The following is a 20455-nucleotide window of genomic DNA, read 5'->3' on the forward strand; positions in this document are numbered from 1 at the left end:
GTCCCCATCCCCAATGCTGGCCGCGTCCACAGACGCCGCGCCATCGGCTGCATACATCTGGCCGACTTCCGCAAGTAACGCCTCGTCGCGTGCAATTACTTTCGGCAGATGCGTACGCAAGAACTCAACCCACGTTCGCGTCTTCGCATCGATGAACTTGCGTGACGGATACAGCGCATAAACGTTCGTCTTCTGCAGTGTATATTCAGGCAACACGCGGACTAAGGTCCCGTCACGCAACCCGGCGATCGCGGAATAAAGTGGCACCATACCAATGCCCATTCCCTCGCGAATCGCGACGATCAGCGATTCGGCGATATTCACGTGCACGGGTCCGTTCACTTCCATAGTCTCGCTGCCGTGGGGGCCGTCGAGTACCCATTCGTGGGGCGGAAATGCCGGCGTGTGCAGGATCAGACACTCATGATGCGCCAGGTCGCAGGGCTGTTGCGGCGCGCCATGAGCGTGCACGTAGGCAGGAGATGCGCACAGGATGCTGAAAGTTGTACCGAGTGGGAGCGACACGAGTTCGGAGTTCGGCAGAGTTGAGGCGCTGATCACAGCGACGTCGGCGCTGCCTTCGAACAGATCGGGCATGCGCTGCGACAGCGTCAGTTCGACGGTCACCTCGGGATAGAGCGCGCGATAGCGCGAGATGGCCGGCAGCACGTAATGCTGGCCGATGCTCGCAAAGCTGTGCATGCGCAACGCGCCGGTCGGGCGTTCATGCGCGCAACTTGCTTCTTCTTCCGCCGTATCGACGTCCGCAAGGATCTGCTGCGATCGCTTCAGGTAACGCTCGCCCGCTGTGGTGAGCGCGAGCCGCCGCGTCGACCGGTTCAGCAAGCGCGTACGCAGATGCGCTTCGAGTTCCGAGACGGCGCGGGACATCGCGCCAGTCGTCGAATTGAGCGACTGCGCGGCGGCGGTAAAACTACCGGCTTCAACCACGCGCACGAACACTCGCATATTTTGTAACGTATCCATCGATCCTTCTTTTTCACGGCAGAAGCCGTATTGTCCGCCTGTCCCGCAAGCCCATTGTTGTTCGTTCTGGAAGGGACGTTCCGCGTCCGTCGTATTAATGCGCGCAGCACATGCTCCTACAATCGGCGCCTTGCCTGCCGGTGTGCGCAGCGTTCACCGGTGCCTCTTTCAGCGACAAACCGGGACGCGTTGCTTTCTGATGAAACGCCAACATGCGATCAAACCGACGGCGGATTCCCGTCGGCAGTGGAGCGCCATGTTGCCAACGCTCAGTCTGGCCATTCGCGACTGGGCGAACAGCGACGGTCTGATCTGGCTGCATCTGTTGAAAACGGTCACCGCAGGTCTGTTGGCGCTGGGCATTGCCATGTTGCTGGATCTCCAGCAGCCACGAATCGCGATGACCACGGTGTTCGTGCTGATGCAGCCGTTCAGCGGCATGGTGCTCGCCAAGAGTTTCTATCGGATTCTCGGAACCGCGGTGGGTACGGTCGCGGCCCTGGTGCTCGGCGCGCTGTTTGTCCAGCAGCCCGAGTTGTACATGCTCGGCATGATCGGTTGGGTAAGCGCCTGCATCGCGGCAGCGGTCCGGTATCGGCATTTCAGATGGTACGGTTTTGTGCTGGCAGGTTATACCGCCGCTCTGATCGGCATTCCGAATGTCACGGCGCCTCACGATCTGTTTCTGGCGGCGCTCACGCGCGCCGCGGAGGTAGCAGTCGGTATCGTGTGTTCAAGCGCGGTGAGTGCACTGATCGTGCCGCAGCGTTCCAGCCTTACATTGCGGCGCGCGCTCCACATTCGATATTCAAATTTTACTGCGTTCGCTGCCGACGTGCTGGGCCGTGGAATCGAGCGCGGCCAGTTCGAACGGCGCTTCGCGGACCTCGTGGACGAGATCGTCGGCTTTGAAGCGACGCGAACATTTGCTGCCTTCGAAGATCCGGCCATGCGTTCGCGCAGCCAGCATCTCGGCCGTCTGAACGGCGAGTTTATGGACGCATGCGCGCGGCTGCATGCGCTGCACCAGTTGCTCAAACGTCTGCGCTTGAGCGGCCCGAGCCGCATAGTCGACGCCATCACGCCGTACTTCCGCGAGCTGTCGGCACAGCTGGCGCCCACACAAGGCATGAATGCCGATGCATCGCGTGCAGTCGCTGGTTTGCGGCTCTTTCAGGCGAGCTTGCCAAGGCGCGTGCGCGAAACGAGACGGCCGCTGGAAGCCGCATCCGCTGAATCGCTAGCGGACTTCGATACGGCCGCGGAACTGCTATATCGATTTGTCGATGAATGGGTCCGTTATTCCGACACTTACGGGTCTTTGGCGCTACGAAAGCCGGGAGCCGGGCCGCGAACCGCCGGTCGCTACGTGAGCAGGACGAACGGCTTTGTGGTCGCGTTTACCTTTGCCAGATCGGCGGCGGTTATGGCGATTGCAGGCTGGTTCTGGATCGCCACTGACTGGCCGAGTGGCGGTCTGGCGGTGATCGGCGCGGCGTTGGTCTGTGCGTTGACGTCGACCGCACCGAACGCATCGAAAATGGCCTTGCAGATGACAGTCGGCGCCGTTCTGGCGACTATGACGGGCTACCTTTTCACGTGCTACGTGTATCCGAACATCGACGGCTTTCCGCTGCTTTGCGCGATGCTCGCCCCAGTGCTTGCGCTCGGCGCCTTCATTGCATCGCGCAAATTGTCAGCAGGCTATGGCATCGGCTTTTCGGTATTCTTCTGCCTGCTCGCGGGGCCAGACAACGTCGTCACGTATGCGCCCGATCTGCTGATCAACAACGGCATAGCGATCACTGCGTCGCTATTGCTTTCGGCGCTTGTTTTGGCGGTGGTTTTCCCCGCCGATATGCCATGGCTTACCGAGCGAATCAAAGGTGATTTGCGTGCGCAAGTCGTGTCTGCGTGCAAGGACGAACTGCCCGGGCTCAATCAGCGCTTTCAGTCGAGCACACACGATCTGGCCTCGCAGTTGCGCATGCTGCTAACGCGGCGCTCACGACGCCGCCGTGATGCCTTGCGCTGGATGCTCGTCACCCTGGAAGTAGGGCACGCCGTGATCGATCTGCGCAATGAAGCGGTACATGCCGGCTACGTGCAAGCGCTTCATTCGCGCTGGAGCAGCAGCCTCGCGCGGACTTGCGACGACCTCGCGCGGCTTTTCGAGCGGCCTGATGCGCGTCGTCTCGAGCACGCGCTCCTATCCGTGCGCTCGGCCACGTGGATCGCGCAGGACATTCTGGAAACCGTTCATGCCGACCGCGACAGGCGGCACGACCTGCAGCGCATTCTGAGTTGCCTGCACTTCATCCGCACTGCGTTGCTCGACAAAGACGCGCCTTTCAATGTGCGTTGACCTACGCGCATTGGATCGGATGTGCGTCCCGATCCTTCTGCCAGATGGAAAGATCACTTCCGTCCAGCCCCGTTTATCTGCGCAGGTGGCGGTCATATAGTTTTATCACTGCCACGCAGTCCCACAAGGGGACTTCCTGCGGGGTGGGACCGTAAGTACTGGAGAACGAAATGAACGTGTTGAAGATTGTCTTGATTGCCTGCTCTTTGTCCGCTGTTGTCGCTCATGCGCAAACGGCGCCGGCCGCCCCGGAACAACAGGTCGCGCAAGCGAATGCGCCGCGCGCCAACAGCCTCGCCGAGCAAAGCCGCGTTGCAGCGCCGAAGATCAAAGCTGAAGAGTGCGTCGGACCGGTGAGCTTCTGCAACATCTACTTCGGCAGCTAAGCAGCGCCACTCGCAACACCCGCAGTATCTGCATGACCTGTCGCGGGAATCTTGCGCGCGACGAAACGCCTGGCCGCGACGCCGTCCCATCGAGACGCCGCGGCTGGTGCGACAATCTGGCTACTGAGCGAAGCACACCGCAGACGTGCGCACCGGTAGACTGGGCTGGTGACTATGGAGAGACTCAGTTTCATGTATCAAGACCGGATTCGTTGTTCCGCGTTGCGCGGAAAGATCACCTCAGCCGCCGAGGCGGCGCTTCTGATTCAAGACGGTATGCGCGTCGGCGCCAGCGGCTTTACGCGTGCGGGCGACGCTAAAGCAGTCCCAGTCGCACTCGCTGAGCGGGTCCGTCAGGAAGGCAAGCCGCTGCAAATTACGTTGATGACCGGCGCATCGCTCGGTCACGACGTGGATCGCATGCTCACCGAGGCGCATGTGCTGGCGCGCCGCTTGCCGTTTCAGGTCGACAAGACTCTGCGCGACGCGATCAATCGCGGCGAAGTAATGTTCGTCGATCAGCACCTGTCCGAAACGGTCGAGATGCTGCGCGCCAATCAGCTTGGCAAACTCGACATTGCCATTATCGAAGCGGCCGCGATCACCGAGACCGGCGGCATTGTGCCGACCACTTCGGTTGGCAACTCTGCCAGCTTCGCAATCCTCGCCGACAAAGTCATCGTCGAAATCAATCTTGCCCAGCCGCGCGCCCTCGAGGGGTTGCACGACATCTGGATTCCTGGCCGCAGGCCGAATCGCGAACCGCTGCCGATCGTGCATCCGCAAGACCGTGTCGGCACGCAGGCCATCGAGATCCAGCTCGACAAAATCGCGGCGATCGTGATTACCGATATGGCAGACAGCCCATCCACCGTGTTGCCTGCTGACACGGAAACTGAGTTGATTGCCGGCCATCTGATTGAATTTTTCCAGCACGAAGTGGCGAGCGGGCGCATGCCCCGCCAGTTGCCGCCGTTGCAGGCGGGCATCGGCACGATTGCCAATGCGGTGCTGGCCGGCTTTGTCGATTCGCCTTTCGATGCCTTCGAAATTTACTCAGAAGTGCTTCAGGATTCGACCTTCGACCTGATGGACGCTGGCAAGGTGACGTTTGCCTCGGGTGCGTCGATTACGCTGTCGGCCGCGCGTCAGGCGCAGGTGTTCGGCGAACTCGAGCGCTATCGCGATCGCCTGGTGTTGCGTCCGCAGGAGGTTAGCAACCATCCTGAAGTGATTCGCCGGCTCGGTCTGATTGCGTTGAATACTGCATTGGAGTTCGACATTTACGGCAACGTAAATTCGACACACGTGGGCGGCACGCACATGATGAACGGTATTGGCGGCTCGGGCGATTTCGCGCGCAATGCGTCATGCGCGATCTTTGCGACGAAGTCGATGGCGAAGGGTGGCCGCATTTCGAGCGTCGTGCCGATGGTGCCGCACTGCGATCACAACGAACACGATGTCGACGTGGTCGTGACGGAGCAGGGCCTGGCAGATCTGCGCGGACTGGCGCCGCGAGAACGCGCCACATTGATCATCGAGAACTGCGCGCATCCGCTCTATCGCGATCTGCTTCGCGACTACTATCGGGACGCGTTGCAATGGGGTGGGCAAACGCCGCATCGGTTGGACCAGGCTTTCGCCTGGCATACGCGGCTGCGTGACACCGGCACGATGTTGCCGGCAGTTGAAGCGCGTCTCTAAACGCTAAGTAAAACCGGCGTCAGGTGGCATTCGCCCCTGACGCCGTAAGACATCAGGTGCTACGCTCAGGTGCCGCGCCGGACGAGCCGGACAAGAAACAGCAGAATGACCGCGCCAATCACAGCGGTAATGATCGAACCGATCCAGCCGCCGCCGAGCGAAATGTGCAGCACACCGGCAAGCCAGCCGCCGATGAATGCGCCGACAATCCCGACGATGATATCGACGATCAGGCCGAAGCCGCCGCCCTTGACGAGCACGCCAGCCAGCCAGCCGGCGATTGCGCCGATGATGAGCCATGCAATGATGCCGTGTTCCATAATCGAGACTCCATGGTTGAGTGTGAAAAATTCACGGTGACAGAGCTTAGTCGAAGGTTATGGGACAGTCCATATTCAGGACGCGGAATTAACATTGTCTAAATCTATTGCAGACTAAGTGTAGACGATGCGCGCGAATATGGGGAGCTTACGCGTGGTGGCTCACTCTGGCGTCGGCTCCGCTTCTTTGGCCGTCCAGCTGACGCTCGATACGCTCTTTTCCATGCTGATGCGGCTTGCCATCTGTTCGAGTTTCGGCTGATCTTTCGGATGCAGCTTTAATGTTGCCGTCACGCGAATGCGTCCCGTATCGTCATCGACGTCTTCGCTTGTCAGGCTCTGGAACGACAGCGGCGTCGAATACATCGAGTTGGACACCGCGGTACGAATGTGAATCTCGTCAGCCTCCCGGCATACGATCGTCAGCACGTACTCACGCACCAGGTCCGCATTCGAAACAGGCGTCGAGTTGATCATACGGCTCACTTCACGCAGCACCGTATTGGTCAGCAGTACGACCGCGGTGCCGGCGAGGGCTGGGCCGTAGTGCCCCGCACCGCACAATACGCCGACCGCCGCCGAGCACCACAAGGTCGCGGCGGTGTTGATCCCCTGAATGGAGCCCTTGTCGCGCATGATCACGCCGCCGCCGAGAAAGCCGACGCCGGATACGACATACGCGGCAATCTGCGTGATGCCGGCGGTGCCGTTGCCAGTCAGCACGCCAAGCGTGACGAACAGGCACGCGCCGCTGGCGACCAGCGTGATGGTGCGCAGGCCGGCGTTGCGCTGGCGCATCTGCCGTTCGAGGCCGATCGCGACGCCGCAGCTGAAGGCGGCAAAGAGCCGCAAGACGAATTCAATTGTCATCAGGAAGAAAGGTTGGGGCGCGTGTTCGCACAGTGTGAACCTCACGCGTGACAGCCGAACGTATCCGCACGTGAGATGCGGCCGCGGTCAGGCGTGACGAGGCAAGCGAGCGCAAGGCTCGCGCGCTGAAAGTTACGGAGCATCGGCCTGGCATGGTGCCATGCGACGCTTCATTGGCAGTGCGAGGGTATAAACGACGTGCACCGTCGGGCCCGAAGGCAAGACGGCGACAGGTAAAGGCTGGCGCGGAAATCTTGCCGATCAGGCGATCGGGCGAATCGAAGCTCGACTGGTACTACTGCTACTGTCCAAGATCGTAATTCCGGTTAAGTGAACTGGCGAATTTTAGGCAGCTCTGAAAAATTAAGTCAAGCCGGACGGCGGAATGCCTTTTCGGATGCTTGTGGAATTTTCCGCGGCAAGCTCAGAATTTTCCTTGCATAAATACGGACTCCGAATATTGACGGTGTCCGTCCCGGAAAACACACTGTTTGCACACTTCGAAGCTCGTCGTGCGGTTTTTGCGCTCAATCCGCGTTTCACTTCTTACGGTTTCGCAAAGAAATTTTTCGGTTGTCCTTGCGCAATGTCAGGCGCATCCGATCCGCACAACATCGTCTCTTTTCCGTTGTCTACCCAATTGAGGAATGTATGAAAGATAAGGCTCTTGGCATCATTGCCGGTGCATTGATTGCCGCTGCACCGCTCGTGTCGTTTGCCGCCGGTCTGCCCGCGCCGTTTGAAGGCAGCAGCACACTGCAGGCCGATGGTGTCGTGAAGTCGGTCGACCAGATTAAACATTCGGTGACCGTGCTCGACGCACAGGGCGGCGAAGCTTCGTTCAACATCACCGATACGAGCAATCTGGCGCAGATCAAGCAGGGCGGCAAGGTTCACATCCGTATGATGCGCAACGCCATGGTCAGCGTTACGCGTGGTGCTGACGGCCACGGCACGGCTGCTCAACCGGCACAGCAGAACACTGCGCAGAACGTGACCGCCGAAGTTCAGGCCATCGACCACACGTCCGGCATCATGGCCTTGAAAGGCCATGATGGCTCAGTGTTCCACATCCAGGGCCGCGAGCCGGCAAAGGTCGCCGGCGTGACGCCGGGTATGCAAGTGTCGGTGGCGTATGCACCGCAGGTCAGCGTGGCCGTGGCGCCCGCGCAATAACTCAAACTAGCTGAAGCGGCGCGTAAGCGCCGAAGCGCGGATATCCTTTGCGGACATCCGCGCTTTTTTATCGCGCAATCCAATATGACTTCGGTGCGGCGATATCTGACGCCCGGCTCGACGCTTCAGTCGGGCTCGCCGGGCACGAGGCGCAATCGCGTGATCTCCGAGGGGGCCCCCAGGCGCTTCGGCGGTCCCCAATAGCCGGTGCCGCGACTCGTGTAGACCCACAGGCCGTTCAGCCGTGCCAGACCAGCCGTGAACGGCTGCTGGAAACGCACAAAGAAATTCCACGGGAAGAACTGGCCGCCGTGCGTATGGCCGGATAGCTGCAGTGTGAAACCTGCTGCTGCAGCTGCTTCGGCCGAGCGTGGCTGGTGCGCGAGCAGTACTTTGATCAGCACGTCGCCTGGCGCGCCGGCGAGGGCTGCAACCGGGTCGCTGCGATGCAGCGGATCATGATGGCCCGCCGAGTAATCGGTCACCCCGGCGATCACGGCGCGCGCGCCGTCGTGTTCCACGATCACGTGCTCGTTCAGCAGAACGTTCAACCCGAGGCGCCGGAATTCGTCGATCCAGGCGTTTGCACCGGCGTAGTACTCGTGATTGCCGGTCACGAGGAACGCGCCGTGACGCGCGCTGAGCCGTGACAGCGGCTGCGTGTGCCTGGTCAGCTGCGGCACACTGCCGTCCACCACGTCGCCGGTGACAGCAATCAGATCCGGTTTTAGACGATTCACCGCGTCGACGATTGCATCCACATAGCGGCCTTTGATGGTCGGGCCGACGTGGATGTCGCTGATCTGGACGATCGTAAAGCCGTCGAGCGCTGCCGGTAAATCGTCGATCGGCACCTCGATCGTCACCACCTTGGCGCGACGCCGTGCGTTGAACAGGCCAACGAGTGTCGAGAGCAACGCAAGCAACGGTACCGCCGCAGCCGAGTTGGTGCGCCAGTGGGCGATTGCAATCGTGTTCGGCCAGATTGCATCGACGGTGAGCAGCGAAGCGAGCGCCAGGTCGCGCACGAACGTCAGAACCAGCAGCGACGAGAAGAAGCCCATCGCCAGCAGGCCGATCCACGCGAGGCGGTCGCTGAGCGGCTGCTGTTTGATGGTGCGCGCCAGCATGCCGAGCGGTATCAGAAAGATCGACAGCACCAGCCACAACGCGCACAGCCATCGGCCGGCGGCACTGACTGGCATGTCGGGAATCAGACGCAAGCCGACATAGATATGCAGCAGGATGCCAATCAGGATGAAGCGAACAAGAAACGATGAGCGGCGCATAGAGAGGATAGAGGCGGGAAGGGGCCGACACGAGCGGAGCAACGGCGGCGGCTCGTCAACCGCAACCCTGAAATAGCGGACGAGCCGGATCATTCTACCGAGATGTGCAACCCCTTGCCGGCGGCGCCAGATTTGCTCCCGAGGGGCCGGCGAGCACGTCCTTGTTTGACACGACGGGCGGATATCGCGGTGCAGCAATTCCCTGCCGCATGCCGCGCGTCTGAACTGTCGCGGCACGCTAATTAAATGGACTTTGAATTGTGTTTCGGGTGGACTATTCTCAAATAGAACCGGCTCGTTTCAGGGCCATGACGGCCGAGCGGTGGTTCGTTTTGTTGTCGGTAGCGGGAGAGGCAGGAGACGCATCATGAAACTGCTTGGATCAGACAATCGCGTCCGTCACGTACTTCACTCGCATCACGTCGGACGGGAGGGCAGCCATGTCATGCTGCCGCTGGTGGGCATATCGTTGATGGCGCTCGCCTTGTACTTCGGCGTGCGCGACATCGACTTCTCCGAACTGGGCAAAAACGCATTATTCGACGTCGTGATGGTATGCGTTGCGCTCGGCATCGCGGGACTGTTCGGCGCCGTCGGTGCATGGTTGCGTTCCAATGGCGACGACGCTGACGAAGGCTTCTGCTTTGTCGGTGCGGTGATCGGCGCGGTGGTGTTCTACGTAGCGCTCTTTGGATAAACGCACCGGTGACCTAAGGCCTGTCAGACGATCCGGGCGGCTTCGTCGAAGGAGAAGCGCGGGCTGCGCGGGAACTGCTTCGACGGATCGCCGTAGCCTAAATTGATCAGGAAATTCGATCTCACGGTCGTGCCGGCGAAGAAGGCCTCGTCAACCTTGGCGGCGTCGAACCCCGACATCGCACCGGTGTCCAGACCGAGCGCGCGGGCGGCGAGAATCAGATAGCCGCCTTGCAGCGTCGAATTGCGGAAGGCCGTATCCGCGATCGCTTTATCGTTTCCGGCGAACCAGCTGCGCGCGTCGGCATGCGGAAACAGTTTCGGCAGATGCTCGTAAAACGCCATGTCCATGCCGACGATCACCGTGACCGGCGCCGCCATCGTCTTCTCGAGATTGCCCGGCGACAAGGCCGGACGCAGCTTCTCTTTGCCTTCGGGCGTTTTCACGTAGACGAAGCGGCCGGGGCTCGAATTGGCCGAGGTCGGACCGAGCAGCACGAGCTCGGTGAGTTGCTTGAGCACGGCGTTGTCGACCGGTTTGGGCTGCCAGCCGTTATGTGTGCGCGCTTCGCGAAAGAGCTGATCGAGAGCCTGATCGGAAAGAGTCATGGTGGTAGTCCGTTGAAGTAGCAGAGTGAGAAAGCAGGATGAATGCGGCGGATGACAGAGCAAGCCCTTGGCATGGGCGGCATCGTCGTTGCCGCCATAATAGCCAGGGTTCTCACTCGCGCGCGTATCGCATTCAGGCAAATCTCATGGCGGACCTTTTCGACCACCTTCCCGCGCCAGACGTGGACTGGTATCCCGAGTGGCTCGCGCCCGAGGCCGCGGCGGACGCTCTAACGCAACTCATCGGCGAAGTGGAATGGCGTCAGGACATGATCGGCACGCCTGCTGGGCGTGTGCCGCTGCCGCGGCTGACGGCCTGGCAGGGCGAGCCGGATGCGGTCTACGTCTACTCTGGAATTCGCAACGTGCCGCGACCGTGGACCCCGGCCGTCGCCGAACTGCGGGCCGCCGCAGAGGCAAGCTGCCACGTGCGCTTTAACAGCGTGCTGCTCAACCGCTACCGCAGCGGCACCGACAGCATGGGGTGGCACGCGGACCGCGAGCCGGAGCTCGGCGCCGAGCCGGTGATTGCGTCGATCAGCCTGGGCGTCGCGCGCACTTTCGACTTGCGACACAACAGGACCGGCGTCATGCAGTCTTTTTTGCTCAAGGGCGGCAGCTTGCTGGTGATGAAGGGCGGCACGCAGGCCGACTGGCGGCATCGCGTGCCGAAAGAACCGCGTGTGGCCGGCGAGCGAATCAATCTGACGTTCCGCTGGGTGACGCCGCGCGCGGCATACCGCTAGCTTGTGGGCTGGCCCTTAGCCATTAGCCGTTTGGTCCTTGGCGTCTGCCTGAAAACCGAAAGCCCGACGCCCACCCTCCGCCTGCCCAAGCGTGATGTCGAGCACTTAAGCGCATAAAAAGCATCTCCATCGCCTTACTCCAGCAGCGCCCATGCCCGAGCGAGCCAGCAGCATCGCTCCGCGTCCACACCGCAGCCGATACCGCTCGCGATATCAAAATTGGTATCGCCGACGCGAATCATATGATTGGACGGTTAACGCCCCAGACACTACGCTACATCACGATCCACGCACCGTGAGGGCCGCAAACGCTGGGCGGGTTCGATGGATCGCCTACACAACAACGATCAGGAGACAGTCATGGCGAATACACGACGCGCCGCATGCCGTGCGTTGGGCGCGCTCGCGCTTTGCTCGAGCATCGGTGCGCTGACGCTGGCAGCGCCGGGCGCTTACGCGCAGGACAAACAGATCACCCTTGGTTTTGCGCAGGTCGGCGCCGAAAGCGCATGGCGAACCGCCAATACTGAATCGGTGAAGTCCGCGGCAGCGGACGCGAAGATCAAGCTCAAATTCTCCGATGCCCAGCAAAAGCAGGAAAACCAGATCAAGGCGATCCGCTCCTACATTGCGCAGAAAGTCGACGTGATCGCATTCTCTCCGGTTGTCGAATCAGGCTGGGAGCCGGTGCTGCTCGAAGCTAAAGCCGCAAAAATTCCGGTGATCCTGACCGACCGCAACATCGATGTGAAGGACACTTCGCTGTATGTGACGATGATCGGCTCGGATTTCATGGAAGAGGGCCGGCGCGGTGGTCATTGGCTGGCCGATCACTATAAAAATGATCCAGGTCCCATCAACATCGCTGAACTTCAGGGAACGGTCGGCTCGGCGCCTGCCAACGACCGGCATGCCGGCCTGATCGAAGTGATCAAGAGCGATCCCAAATTCAAGATCATCGCGTCGCAAAGCGGCGACTTCACGCTTGCCGGTGGCAAGCAGGTGATGGAAGCATTTATAAAAACTTATGGAAATAAAATAAATGTAGTTTATGCGCATAACGACGATATGGCGCTCGGCGCCATCCAGGCGATGGAAGAGGCCGGCATGCATCCCGGCAAGGACATCACCGTCGTCTCGTTCGATGCGACCAAGGGCGGCTTCCAGGCGATGGCCGCGGGCAAGATGAATGTCGATGTGGAGTGCAGCCCACTGCTGGGGCCGCAACTGATGTCGGCGGTCAAGGACGTGGTGGCTGGCAAGCCGCTTCCTAAGCGTATTCTGACCCAGGAGACCGTCTTCCCAATGAGCGTCGCGGCGCAGACTCTGCCGACACGCAAGTACTGAGGCCGCGTGTGGTGGAAAACTGATTAGCTATCCATGCGACATACGCAAAACGCAAACGAAGTACGGACAGATCGCACGGGTTTCTCCAGTGGTGCCTGACCGCCTGGCTGCTTCGGCAACGGGCGGTCTCTTTTCCGCAGAATCAGGTTGCGCCCAACCTGGCGTACCTGTGCCCACCCGACCAACGCACCGCCGATCGAGCGAGGTCTATGACGCATCCCGCTTCAGAACCGAATCCGCCGCCCGCCGGCACGACCGGCGCCATCACAGGAGACGCTCGCACCGGCGCCGCCTCGAATGCACTTGAGCCCATCCTGGCTACCGCTGGCGTGAGCAAGACGTTCCCGGGCGTGAAAGCGCTGCAGCAGGTGGACTTCCGCCTGTTCCCCGGCGAGATACACACGCTGATGGGGCAGAACGGCGCCGGCAAATCGACCCTGATCAACGTGCTGACCGGCGTACTTGCACCTGACGCCGGCACGATCCGTCTGGGTGGCGAGACCGTGGCGTTTGCTTCGCCGCAGGAGGCCGAGGCGGCCGGCGTGCGCACGCTGTATCAGGAAGTGAACCTGTGCCCGAATCTCTCGGTGGCGGAGAACATCTTTGCGGGCCGGCAGCCAAAGCGCTTTGGCGCGATCGATTGGCCCGACATCAAGCGCCGTGCGCAGGCCGCGCTTCTTCGTCTCGACGTGACGCTCGACGTCACCCGATCGCTCGACGCCTACCCGATCGCCGTGCAGCAGATGGTGGCAATCGCCAGAGCGCTTTCGGTTGACGCGCGCGTTCTGATTCTCGACGAACCAACCTCCAGTCTCGACGATAGTGAAGTCGCCCAGCTTTTCAAAATACTTCGTCATCTTAAGCAATCTGGCATCGCCATTTTGTTCGTTACGCATTTTATCGAGCAGACCTATGCCATCTCCGATCGCATCACGGTGATGCGCAACGGCGAGCGTGAAGGCGAATACCTCGCACGCGATCTGCCGGCCGATCAACTGGTCGCGAAGATGGTTGGTCACGAGCGCATGAGCGCGCGCTTGCGCGAAGCGGCACATGACGGACACGCTGCCCATGAAGGGCCGCAGGGCAAGGAAGCCGTTCAGCCCTTTGTCGAATTGCGCGGCGTCGGACGGCGCGGCACGCTGCAGCCGATCGACCTCGATGTGCAGCCGGGTCAGATCCTCGGCCTTGCCGGACTGCTGGGGTCAGGCCGCACGGAGACCGCGCGGCTGTTGTTCGGCGCGGACCGCGCCGACAGCGGCACCATCCTGATCGACGGCCGGCCCGTGCGGCTGCGTTCGCCACGGGACGCCGTGCGTCATGGCATCGGTTACTGCGCGGAGGATCGTAAGAAAGAGGGCATCGTCGCCGAACTGTCGATTCGCGAGAACATTCTGCTGGCGTTGCAGGCGCGACGCGGCTGGTGGCGCAAGATCAAACGGCAGCGCGCGCATGAAATCGCGGACCTGTGGATCGAGCGTCTCGGCATCAAAGCGACGGACGCCGAACAGCCGATCGGACTGCTCTCTGGCGGCAACCAGCAGAAAGCGCTGCTCGCGCGCTGGCTCGCCACCGACCCCAAGCTGCTGATTCTCGACGAGCCCACCCGCGGGATCGACGTCGCCGCGAAGTTCGACATCATGGACCGTTTGCTGGCGCTGTGTGCGAACGGTCTAAGCATCCTGTTCATTTCATCGGAGATCGGCGAGGTGCTGCGCGTGAGTCATCGCGTGGCGGTGCTGCGCGACCGCCGCAAGATTGCGGAAGTGGCCGGCAAGGCTTCGAACGAGGACAACATCTATCGACTCATCGCGGGGAGCGGCGAATGAAGCTATCGAACTGGTTCGTGCGCGACGGGACCGAGCGCCCGCTGATCTGGCCGTGCGTCACGCTGGCGCTGTTATGCGGCCTGAACCTGTTGGTGAATCCGCATTTTCTGTCGCTGCGGATGCTGGATGGCCACTTGTTCGGCGCGCCGATCGACGTATTGAATCGCGCGGCGCCGTTGGTGCTGGTGGCTACCGGCATGACGCTTGTGATCGCGACGCGCGGCATCGATATTTCGGTGGGCGCGGTAGTGGCGATTGCCGGCGCCGCCGCGGCCACGATACTCACAACGCAACCCGCACCGAGCGCCGGATTGATCGCGCAAGCCCTGGTTGCGGCGTTGATCGTCGGTGTGTTGAGCGGCATGTGGAACGGGCTGCTGGTGTCGTTCGTCGGCATGCAGCCGATCATCGCAACCTTGATCCTGATGGTCGCCGGCCGTGGCATTGCGCAATTGCTGACGGCGGGGCAGATCATACCGATCGGCGCACCCGGCTATCTGTTCGTGGGTGGCGGCTATTGGCTAGGCGTGCCCTGCTCGGTGTGGATCGCGAGTGTTGCCGTGCTGGCTACCGCGGTACTCGTGGAAGGCACCGCGCTCGGACTCTTCATTCGCGCGATCGGCGTCAATCCGGTGGCGACGCGCCTTGTCGGCCTGCGCTCGAAAGCGCTGGTATTCGCGGTGTATAGCTTCTCGGGATTGACCGCCGCGATGGCGGGCATCCTGATCAGTTCGAACGTGCGCAGCGCCGATGGCAACAACGCGGGTCTGCTGCTCGAACTCGACGCGATTCTGGCGGTGACGCTCGGCGGCACGTCGCTGCTCGGCGGCCGCTTCAGTCTCACCGGCACCGTGCTGGGCGCGCTGATCATCCAGACGCTCACCTATACGACCTATTCGATCGGCGTGCCGCCGGAAGCGACGCTCGTCGTGAAGGCGGCCGTGGTGCTTGCGGTGAGTGTGATCCAGTCGCCCTCGGCGCGCGCGCTCGCCATGTCGCTTTTCACGCAGCGCGGGGTGGCGCGATGAGACGACTCCTCGACGCCTGGGCCCATATCGTCGACCCGCGCACACTGCCGATCACCGTCACCATTCTGCTGTTTTGCGCGCTGTTCGGTTTCGGTTCGGTGATGTACACCGGCTTTTTCTCGTGGCAAGTGCTGCTCGATTTGCTGGTGGATAACGCCTTCCTGCTGATCGTCGCAATTGGCATGACGTTTGTGATCGTATCCGGCGGGATCGATCTGTCGGTGGGCTCGGTGGTCGCGCTGACCACCATCGTCGAAGCGGTGCTGTCCGAACACATGCATCTGCCGGTCTGGCTGATCGTGCCGATCGTGTTGTTGATGGGCGCAGCGTTCGGCGCGGTACAGGGTGCGCTGATTCACTTTTTCCGCTTGCAGGCATTCATCGTTACGCTGGCCGGCATGTTCTTCGCACGTGGTTTGTGCTTTCTGATCACGACGCAGTCGATCACCATCAACGATCCGACGTTCCAGAAGATTTCCGCGTTTCGCCTCAGCATCGGCGTCGGTTCGGTTACCGCCAATGTGTTGATCGCCCTGCTCACGCTTGCGGTGGCGATCTATGTGGCACATTTCACGCGTTTTGGCCGCAACGTGTATGCGATTGGCGGCAATCCGCGTTCAGCGTTGCTGATGGGCTTGCCGGTCGCGCGTACGCGGATCGGCGTGTATGCACTGAGCGGGTTCTGTTCGGCCCTCGGCGGCGCGGTGTTCACGTTCTATGTGCTGTCGGGCTATGGCCTGCAAGGGCAGGGGATGGAACTCGACGCGATCGCGGCGACGGTGATCGGCGGAACCTTGCTGACGGGTGGCGTCGGCTATGTGATCGGCTCGCTGTTCGGCGTCGGCATTCTGGGCACGATCCAGACGCTGATCACCTTCGACGGCACGCTCAGTTCGTGGTGGACCCGTATCGTGATCGGCGCGTTGCTATGCGCGTTCTGCCTGCTGCAACGACTGATCGAACGGCATGCAAGATCGGTGGGGCGCCCGGGCGGCACGGGTGCTGTCGTGACGCCAGGCCGAGAGCGCGGTCGGGGCGACGCAGCCGCGGCGTCCGATTCACATGTGATCGGACGCGCGCCAGAGCAGGCGTTGTAGCGCCAATGCGTGGTAACGCGGCTTACGGGTTGAGTTCACGTCCTTTGGTTTCCGGCAACGTCAACGCGGCGAGGATCACGACACCGTATGCCGTGGCGGCGAATACACCGATCGCGTGACCGAGTGTCATGGTCTGCGAGACGTAGCCGATCAGGAACGGAAACGTCGCACCGATAGCCCGCCCGAAGTTGTAGCAGAACCCCTGGCCGGAGCCGCGAATGCGCGTCGGAAACAGCTCGGTGAGGAACGCGCCCATTCCCGAGAAAATGCCGGACGCGCAGAAACCGAGTGGGAAACCGAGCACGAGCATCGTGAGGTTATCGAGCGGCAATTGCGTGTAGATCAGCGCGATCGCACACGAGGCCAGCGCGAACGCGATGAACGCGCGCTTGCGGCCGATTTTGTCGCTGACGTAAGCGCCCGTCAGATAGCCGCAGTACGAACCGACGATCACCACCCCCAGATAGCTGCCGGTGCCGATCACGCTCAGATGCCGCTCGGTCTTCAGATACGTTGGCAGCCACGTGGTCACCGCGTAGTAGCCGCCTTGCACGCCAGTCGCGAGAATGGACGCGCGCAGCGTCGTCCAGACGATATCGCCGCGGAAGATGTCGAGCAGTGAAGGGCGCATGTGTGCCGCGGCTTGCGCTTCTTTCTGCTGCAGATGCACCGCTGGCTCTTCGACGAAGCGGCGGATCCAGATTACGAACGGCGCCGGCGCAATACCGATCGCGAACAGCACGCGCCAGGCGTAATCGGCCGGTACCCATGAAAACACAGCCATGAACAACAGCGTCGATACGCCCCAGCCGATCGCCCAGCCTGCCTGCACCAGACCGACGGCCTTGCCGCGGTCACGCGGACGGATCACCTCGCCGATCAGCACCGCGCCCGCCGTCCACTCGCCGCCGAAGCCGAGCCCCATCAGCCCGCGCGCCCACAGCAACTGGGAGAAGTTCTGCGCCAACGCGCAAGCCAGCGTGAACACCGCGAATCAGAGAATCGTGATCTGCAAGGTTTTCACCCGGCCGATGCGATCCGACATGACGCCGGCCGCCCAGCCGCCGAGCGCCGAACTCAGCAGCGTGACCGTCCCGATGAGACCGGCGTCGCCGCGCGTGATGCCCCACGTCGCAATCAGCGTCGGGATCACGAAGCTCAGGAATTGCGTGTCCATTGCGTCGAGCACGTAGCCGATCTTGCAGCTCCAGAACGCACGCTTCTCGCTCGCGGAAATCTGCCGATACCACGCGAACGGTCCTTTCCCTGTACCGGGTGCGTCGTAGCACTCGGCGTCTGCGGTCAATTGCGCTTCGGTTTTCATGCATGGGCTCCGGTGGTAGTCAGTGGCCGCGTCTTGCCGCGCGGCTCATGGTTGGGACAACTCAAATAACGCCACGGCTAGAGAACCGCCAGCGTGGTGTTGGGAATATCGGTGACGAGCATGTGTCCCGGCTTGTGCGCGATGGCAAACGGCAACCGCGCGCTTTCTATCGCGGCTTGCGGCGTGACGCCACAGGCCCAGAACACGGGCAACTCGTCGCTACGTACTTCTACTGCGTCGCCGAAATCGGGCCGCGTGAGGTCACGAATGCCGATCAGCGAGGGATCGCCGATGTGAACCGGTGCGCCATGTACCGCGGGAAAACGGCTGGTGATCTGGATGGCGCGGATCGCGTCGGCGGCTTTCATCGGCCGCATCGAGACCACGCGGTTGCCGCCGAACACGCCTGCGGCCACGTTGCGCTCACGCGTTCGATACATCGGCACGTTGACCTGTTGTTCGATATGGCGTAGCGGAATGCCTTCGCGCCGCAACATTTCCTCGAACGAAAACGAACAGCCGATCGCGAAAACCACCAGGTCGTCGCGCCACAGCTCGTCCAAGCTACGCACTTCCTCGGCACGTTCGCCGTGGCGGTACACGTAAAACGCGGGGACGTCGTTGCGGATGTCGAGATCGATGCCGAGCGACGGGACGCGCCATTGACCCGGTTCGCCGATACCGAGCAAGGGGCAAGCCTTCGGATTGAGCGTGCAGAAGCGCAGGAAGTCGTCAGCATATTGCCTGGGCAGGATGGCGAGATTGGCTTGCGCATAGTCGCCGCAGTAGCCCGCAGTCGGGCCGGACAGGCGGCGGCTGCGAATCTGCTGACGAAACTCGGATGGCGTGTAGGGCATGAACGGCTCGACTCCAGCTAGGTCCGGGGGACTGATGGAAACCAGATTAGTAACGCCAAAAATATCCATCCAGCGAGTTATTCTTGTGTTTCGTTAAATTAAACTTAACAGCGCCGGAGTGGTTTTGCGGCGATGATCGAATGCTTCGAGTCGTTGCTGGGAGAGCTGATGCAATGAATACCCGCTTTGTCGAGACGTTTCTGACGCTCGCCCGTCTGGGCAGTTTTCGCGCGACCGCCGCTGCCATGCACGCGACGCCCGCCGCGATTTCGCTGCGCATCAAAACGCTTGAAGCCGAGTTGGGCGTAGAGTTGATCGAGCGCGACGCAGCGGAGTTTCAACTCACGGCGAATGGCGAACGGCTGCTCGCGCATGCGCGATCGGTGGTGCAGGCCACGCGCTCGCTGCAACTGGCCGCGCAGGACGAAACCCAGGTGACGAAGCGGCTGCGGCTCGGCGTCATCGAAACGGTGGTGCATAGCTGGCTGCCGGACTACATCCGGATGCTGAACGTCGAGTACAACCGCATCGTCGTGGACCTGACCGTCGACTCGAGTGCCATGCTTGGGCCCCGGTTGCGCGCTGGCGAACTGGATCTCGTCATTCAGGTGGAGGAAACCGGCGAGCAGGAAGCGTCGATCGTTTCGACCTTGCTGGCGAGCTATCCGGTGCGCTGGATCGCTCGCCACGATCTGATTCCGGCGAGCCGCACGAGACATGTGCAGACGGTATTGCAGAAACCCGTGCTGACGTTCGGCCGTGGCACCGCGCCGCAAGTCGCCGTGGAAGCGATCGTGGAGACGCTCGCGAAGCGCGCCGGTGTGCCGCTTGCGGATACCCAGGTGACCTGCATGCCGTCGGTGGCGGTGATTGTGAAACTGTTGCGCGACGGCTACGGAATTGCGGCCGTGCCAGCCTTGTTCGTCGAGCCTTTCCTGAGCAGCGGCGAACTGGGGCAATTGCAGGTGCGTCCGCTGCCACCGCCGATCGACGTTGCCATGTATTACCGCGACGACGCCGACGTCGGCGTGCTGATGGCATCACGTGTCGCGCGTAGTGCGTGTGATCAGTATGCGAAGGCAATGGGGCGGCAGTTGATTGAGCGGCGGTGAGGCCGGCGATCAAAAGCACGCAAAACACGTCATTCGTCTTATGCCATTTGCCGTGCTACACTGTAATAACATTGTGTTTACTTTAATGCTTCGACCGTTTAGGATTCCACTTCAGGTTCAGCCATGAAAACGACCATCCGCAGAATGGGTAATTCCCATGGTGTACTGATTCCGAAACCGATCTTGACCCAACTTGGGCTGGAGGACGAAGTGGATATGCAAGTGGAAGGAAACGCGCTGGTGATACGGCGTCCGCAAAAGAAAGCGCGTGCGGGATGGGCCGACGCAAGCCGGTCGTTGGCAGCATCGAAAGACGACACGCTGGTGATGGGCGAATTTCCCAACGCCGATGACGCGGGGCTCGAGTGGTAGCGCGCGGCGACGTCTGGCTCGTTGCGTTGGATCCGGCCGTCGGCAGCGAGATTCAGAAAACGCGTCCTTGTGTCGTGGTTTCGCCAGCAGAGTTGCACGATCACCTGCGGACCGTGATTGTCGCGCCCATGACCACCGCCGGTCGCGCGGCACCTTTTCGTGTTCCGCTTACGTTCTTGCGCAAGAAGGGTTTGATCTTGCTCGATCAGATTCGCACGGTGGACAAGACGCGACTCGTGAAGCGGGCCGGCGCGGTGTCAGATACGGCGCTATCGAATGCGTTGTCCACGCTGCAGGAAATTTTTGTCGAGTGAGCAATGAATCGTCCGTCAGCCGAG

19 protein-coding genes and 1 pseudogene are annotated in these 20455 nt (G+C 61.4%); 13 read left to right on the plus strand and 7 right to left on the minus strand.

Annotated features, from left to right (window positions below; all coding sequences use genetic code 11):
- Positions 1-987: LysR family transcriptional regulator (locus KHO31_RS34140; protein WP_211625399.1), on the minus strand; the 987-nt coding region annotated here is incomplete at its 3' end.
- 199 nt (positions 988-1186) lie between these two features.
- Here KHO31_RS34140 and KHO31_RS34145 point away from each other — a divergent pair.
- The 3 genes from KHO31_RS34145 (at position 1187) to KHO31_RS34155 (ending at position 5445) form a co-directional block, all read left to right on the plus strand.
- A complete protein-coding gene (locus tag KHO31_RS34145; protein WP_211625401.1) occupies positions 1187-3352 on the plus strand; it encodes an FUSC family protein in 2166 nt (721 codons plus the stop codon).
- Between the two features lie 170 nt (positions 3353-3522).
- Complete coding sequence (locus KHO31_RS34150; RefSeq protein ID WP_201082318.1) at positions 3523-3738, plus strand: hypothetical protein; 216 nt, start codon at positions 3523-3525, stop codon at positions 3736-3738.
- Between the two features lie 192 nt (positions 3739-3930).
- The gene (locus KHO31_RS34155) at positions 3931-5445 is read left to right on the plus strand and encodes an acetyl-CoA hydrolase/transferase family protein (protein WP_201082316.1); all 1515 of its coding nucleotides are present in this window, start codon (positions 3931-3933) and stop codon (positions 5443-5445) included.
- Between the two features lie 65 nt (positions 5446-5510).
- On the opposite strand, the gene KHO31_RS34160 is transcribed toward KHO31_RS34155, so the two are convergent.
- Together KHO31_RS34160 and KHO31_RS34165 are read right to left on the minus strand one after the other, a co-directional pair.
- Positions 5511-5765: a GlsB/YeaQ/YmgE family stress response membrane protein gene (locus KHO31_RS34160; RefSeq protein WP_201082314.1), complete on the minus strand. Its 255-nt coding sequence runs from the start codon at positions 5763-5765 to the stop codon at positions 5511-5513.
- Positions 5766-5927: 162 nt separating this feature from the next.
- The gene (locus KHO31_RS34165; protein WP_201082312.1) at positions 5928-6635 is read right to left on the minus strand and encodes an MgtC/SapB family protein; all 708 of its coding nucleotides are present in this window, start codon (positions 6633-6635) and stop codon (positions 5928-5930) included.
- A 651-nt stretch (positions 6636-7286) separates the two neighbouring features.
- Here KHO31_RS34165 and KHO31_RS34170 point away from each other — a divergent pair.
- Positions 7287-7811 (plus strand): hypothetical protein, encoded by a 525-nt coding sequence (locus tag KHO31_RS34170; RefSeq protein WP_211625403.1) that lies wholly within the window; start codon positions 7287-7289, stop codon positions 7809-7811.
- Between the two features lie 125 nt (positions 7812-7936).
- On the opposite strand, the gene KHO31_RS34175 is transcribed toward KHO31_RS34170, so the two are convergent.
- Positions 7937-9100, minus strand: a complete 1164-nt coding sequence (locus KHO31_RS34175; RefSeq protein WP_211625405.1) for a metallophosphoesterase — start codon at positions 9098-9100, stop codon at positions 7937-7939.
- A 367-nt stretch (positions 9101-9467) separates the two neighbouring features.
- Here KHO31_RS34175 and KHO31_RS34180 point away from each other — a divergent pair, with 367 nt between their 5' ends.
- On the plus strand, positions 9468-9797 hold the full coding sequence (locus KHO31_RS34180) for a hypothetical protein (RefSeq protein ID WP_201082306.1): 330 nt from the start codon (positions 9468-9470) through the stop codon (positions 9795-9797).
- 23 nt (positions 9798-9820) lie between these two features.
- On the opposite strand, the gene KHO31_RS34185 is transcribed toward KHO31_RS34180, so the two are convergent.
- On the minus strand, positions 9821-10405 hold the full coding sequence (locus KHO31_RS34185) for a malonic semialdehyde reductase (RefSeq protein WP_211625407.1): 585 nt from the start codon (positions 10403-10405) through the stop codon (positions 9821-9823).
- 146 nt (positions 10406-10551) lie between these two features.
- Between KHO31_RS34185 and KHO31_RS34190 the strand changes: the two genes are divergently transcribed.
- The 5 genes from KHO31_RS34190 (at position 10552) to yjfF (ending at position 16452) form a co-directional block, all read left to right on the plus strand.
- Complete coding sequence (locus KHO31_RS34190) at positions 10552-11151, plus strand: alpha-ketoglutarate-dependent dioxygenase AlkB family protein (protein WP_211625409.1); 600 nt, start codon at positions 10552-10554, stop codon at positions 11149-11151.
- Between the two features lie 360 nt (positions 11152-11511).
- Positions 11512-12498: an ABC transporter substrate-binding protein gene (locus KHO31_RS34195; RefSeq protein WP_201082300.1), complete on the plus strand. Its 987-nt coding sequence runs from the start codon at positions 11512-11514 to the stop codon at positions 12496-12498.
- 209 nt (positions 12499-12707) lie between these two features.
- Positions 12708-14327: a sugar ABC transporter ATP-binding protein gene (locus tag KHO31_RS34200; protein WP_201082298.1), complete on the plus strand. Its 1620-nt coding sequence runs from the start codon at positions 12708-12710 to the stop codon at positions 14325-14327.
- Positions 14324-15355: an ABC transporter permease gene (locus tag KHO31_RS34205; RefSeq protein ID WP_201082291.1), complete on the plus strand. Its 1032-nt coding sequence runs from the start codon at positions 14324-14326 to the stop codon at positions 15353-15355. Before KHO31_RS34200 ends, KHO31_RS34205 begins: the two co-directional genes overlap by 4 nt.
- A complete protein-coding gene (gene yjfF, locus KHO31_RS34210) occupies positions 15352-16452 on the plus strand; it encodes a galactofuranose ABC transporter, permease protein YjfF (protein WP_201082289.1) in 1101 nt (366 codons plus the stop codon). Before KHO31_RS34205 ends, yjfF begins: the two co-directional genes overlap by 4 nt.
- Positions 16453-16474: 22 nt before the next feature.
- Here yjfF and KHO31_RS34215 read toward each other — a convergent pair.
- Together KHO31_RS34215 and KHO31_RS34220 are read right to left on the minus strand one after the other, a co-directional pair.
- Positions 16475-17776: pseudogene (locus KHO31_RS34215) on the minus strand (MFS transporter).
- A 77-nt stretch (positions 17777-17853) separates the two neighbouring features.
- Positions 17854-18633 carry a putative hydro-lyase gene (locus tag KHO31_RS34220; protein ID WP_201082285.1) on the minus strand — a complete coding sequence of 260 codons (780 nt, stop codon included), beginning with the start codon at positions 18631-18633 and terminating at the stop codon, positions 17854-17856.
- Between the two features lie 173 nt (positions 18634-18806).
- On the opposite strand from KHO31_RS34220, the gene KHO31_RS34225 reads away from it, so the two are divergent.
- The 3 genes from KHO31_RS34225 to KHO31_RS34235 all read left to right on the plus strand — a co-directional run bounded on the left by KHO31_RS34225 (position 18807) and on the right by KHO31_RS34235 (position 20431).
- Complete coding sequence (locus KHO31_RS34225; protein WP_211625411.1) at positions 18807-19745, plus strand: LysR family transcriptional regulator; 939 nt, start codon at positions 18807-18809, stop codon at positions 19743-19745.
- A gap of 123 nt (positions 19746-19868) precedes the next feature.
- The gene (locus tag KHO31_RS34230; protein ID WP_074287847.1) at positions 19869-20117 is read left to right on the plus strand and encodes an AbrB/MazE/SpoVT family DNA-binding domain-containing protein; all 249 of its coding nucleotides are present in this window, start codon (positions 19869-19871) and stop codon (positions 20115-20117) included.
- Positions 20111-20431, plus strand: a complete 321-nt coding sequence (locus tag KHO31_RS34235) for a type II toxin-antitoxin system PemK/MazF family toxin (protein WP_201082281.1) — start codon at positions 20111-20113, stop codon at positions 20429-20431. The genes KHO31_RS34230 and KHO31_RS34235 overlap by 7 nt, the downstream gene beginning before the upstream one ends.
- Positions 20432-20455: the final 24 nt, after the last annotated feature.

It is taken from the genome of Paraburkholderia domus (assembly GCF_905220705.1).
Lineage (GTDB): Bacteria > Pseudomonadota > Gammaproteobacteria > Burkholderiales > Burkholderiaceae > Paraburkholderia > Paraburkholderia domus.

Coding starts and splice junctions, on each gene's coding strand:
- KHO31_RS34185 (WP_211625407.1), bottom strand. CDS start 10,405: ATGACTCTTTCCGATCAGGCTCTCGATCAGCTCTTTCGCGAAGCGCGC.
- KHO31_RS34150 (WP_201082318.1), top strand. CDS start 3,523: ATGAACGTGTTGAAGATTGTCTTGATTGCCTGCTCTTTGTCCGCTGTT.
- KHO31_RS34230 (WP_074287847.1), top strand. CDS start 19,869: ATGAAAACGACCATCCGCAGAATGGGTAATTCCCATGGTGTACTGATT.
- KHO31_RS34195 (WP_201082300.1), top strand. CDS start 11,512: ATGGCGAATACACGACGCGCCGCATGCCGTGCGTTGGGCGCGCTCGCG.
- KHO31_RS34205 (WP_201082291.1), top strand. CDS start 14,324: ATGAAGCTATCGAACTGGTTCGTGCGCGACGGGACCGAGCGCCCGCTG.
- KHO31_RS34170 (WP_211625403.1), top strand. CDS start 7,287: ATGAAAGATAAGGCTCTTGGCATCATTGCCGGTGCATTGATTGCCGCT.
- KHO31_RS34160 (WP_201082314.1), bottom strand. CDS start 5,765: ATGGAACACGGCATCATTGCATGGCTCATCATCGGCGCAATCGCCGGC.
- KHO31_RS34180 (WP_201082306.1), top strand. CDS start 9,468: ATGAAACTGCTTGGATCAGACAATCGCGTCCGTCACGTACTTCACTCG.
- KHO31_RS34225 (WP_211625411.1), top strand. CDS start 18,807: ATGAATACCCGCTTTGTCGAGACGTTTCTGACGCTCGCCCGTCTGGGC.
- KHO31_RS34190 (WP_211625409.1), top strand. CDS start 10,552: ATGGCGGACCTTTTCGACCACCTTCCCGCGCCAGACGTGGACTGGTAT.
- KHO31_RS34200 (WP_201082298.1), top strand. CDS start 12,708: ATGACGCATCCCGCTTCAGAACCGAATCCGCCGCCCGCCGGCACGACC.
- KHO31_RS34155 (WP_201082316.1), top strand. CDS start 3,931: ATGTATCAAGACCGGATTCGTTGTTCCGCGTTGCGCGGAAAGATCACC.
- yjfF (WP_201082289.1), top strand. CDS start 15,352: ATGAGACGACTCCTCGACGCCTGGGCCCATATCGTCGACCCGCGCACA.
- KHO31_RS34220 (WP_201082285.1), bottom strand. CDS start 18,633: ATGCCCTACACGCCATCCGAGTTTCGTCAGCAGATTCGCAGCCGCCGC.
- KHO31_RS34145 (WP_211625401.1), top strand. CDS start 1,187: ATGAAACGCCAACATGCGATCAAACCGACGGCGGATTCCCGTCGGCAG.
- KHO31_RS34165 (WP_201082312.1), bottom strand. CDS start 6,635: ATGACAATTGAATTCGTCTTGCGGCTCTTTGCCGCCTTCAGCTGCGGC.
- KHO31_RS34175 (WP_211625405.1), bottom strand. CDS start 9,100: ATGCGCCGCTCATCGTTTCTTGTTCGCTTCATCCTGATTGGCATCCTG.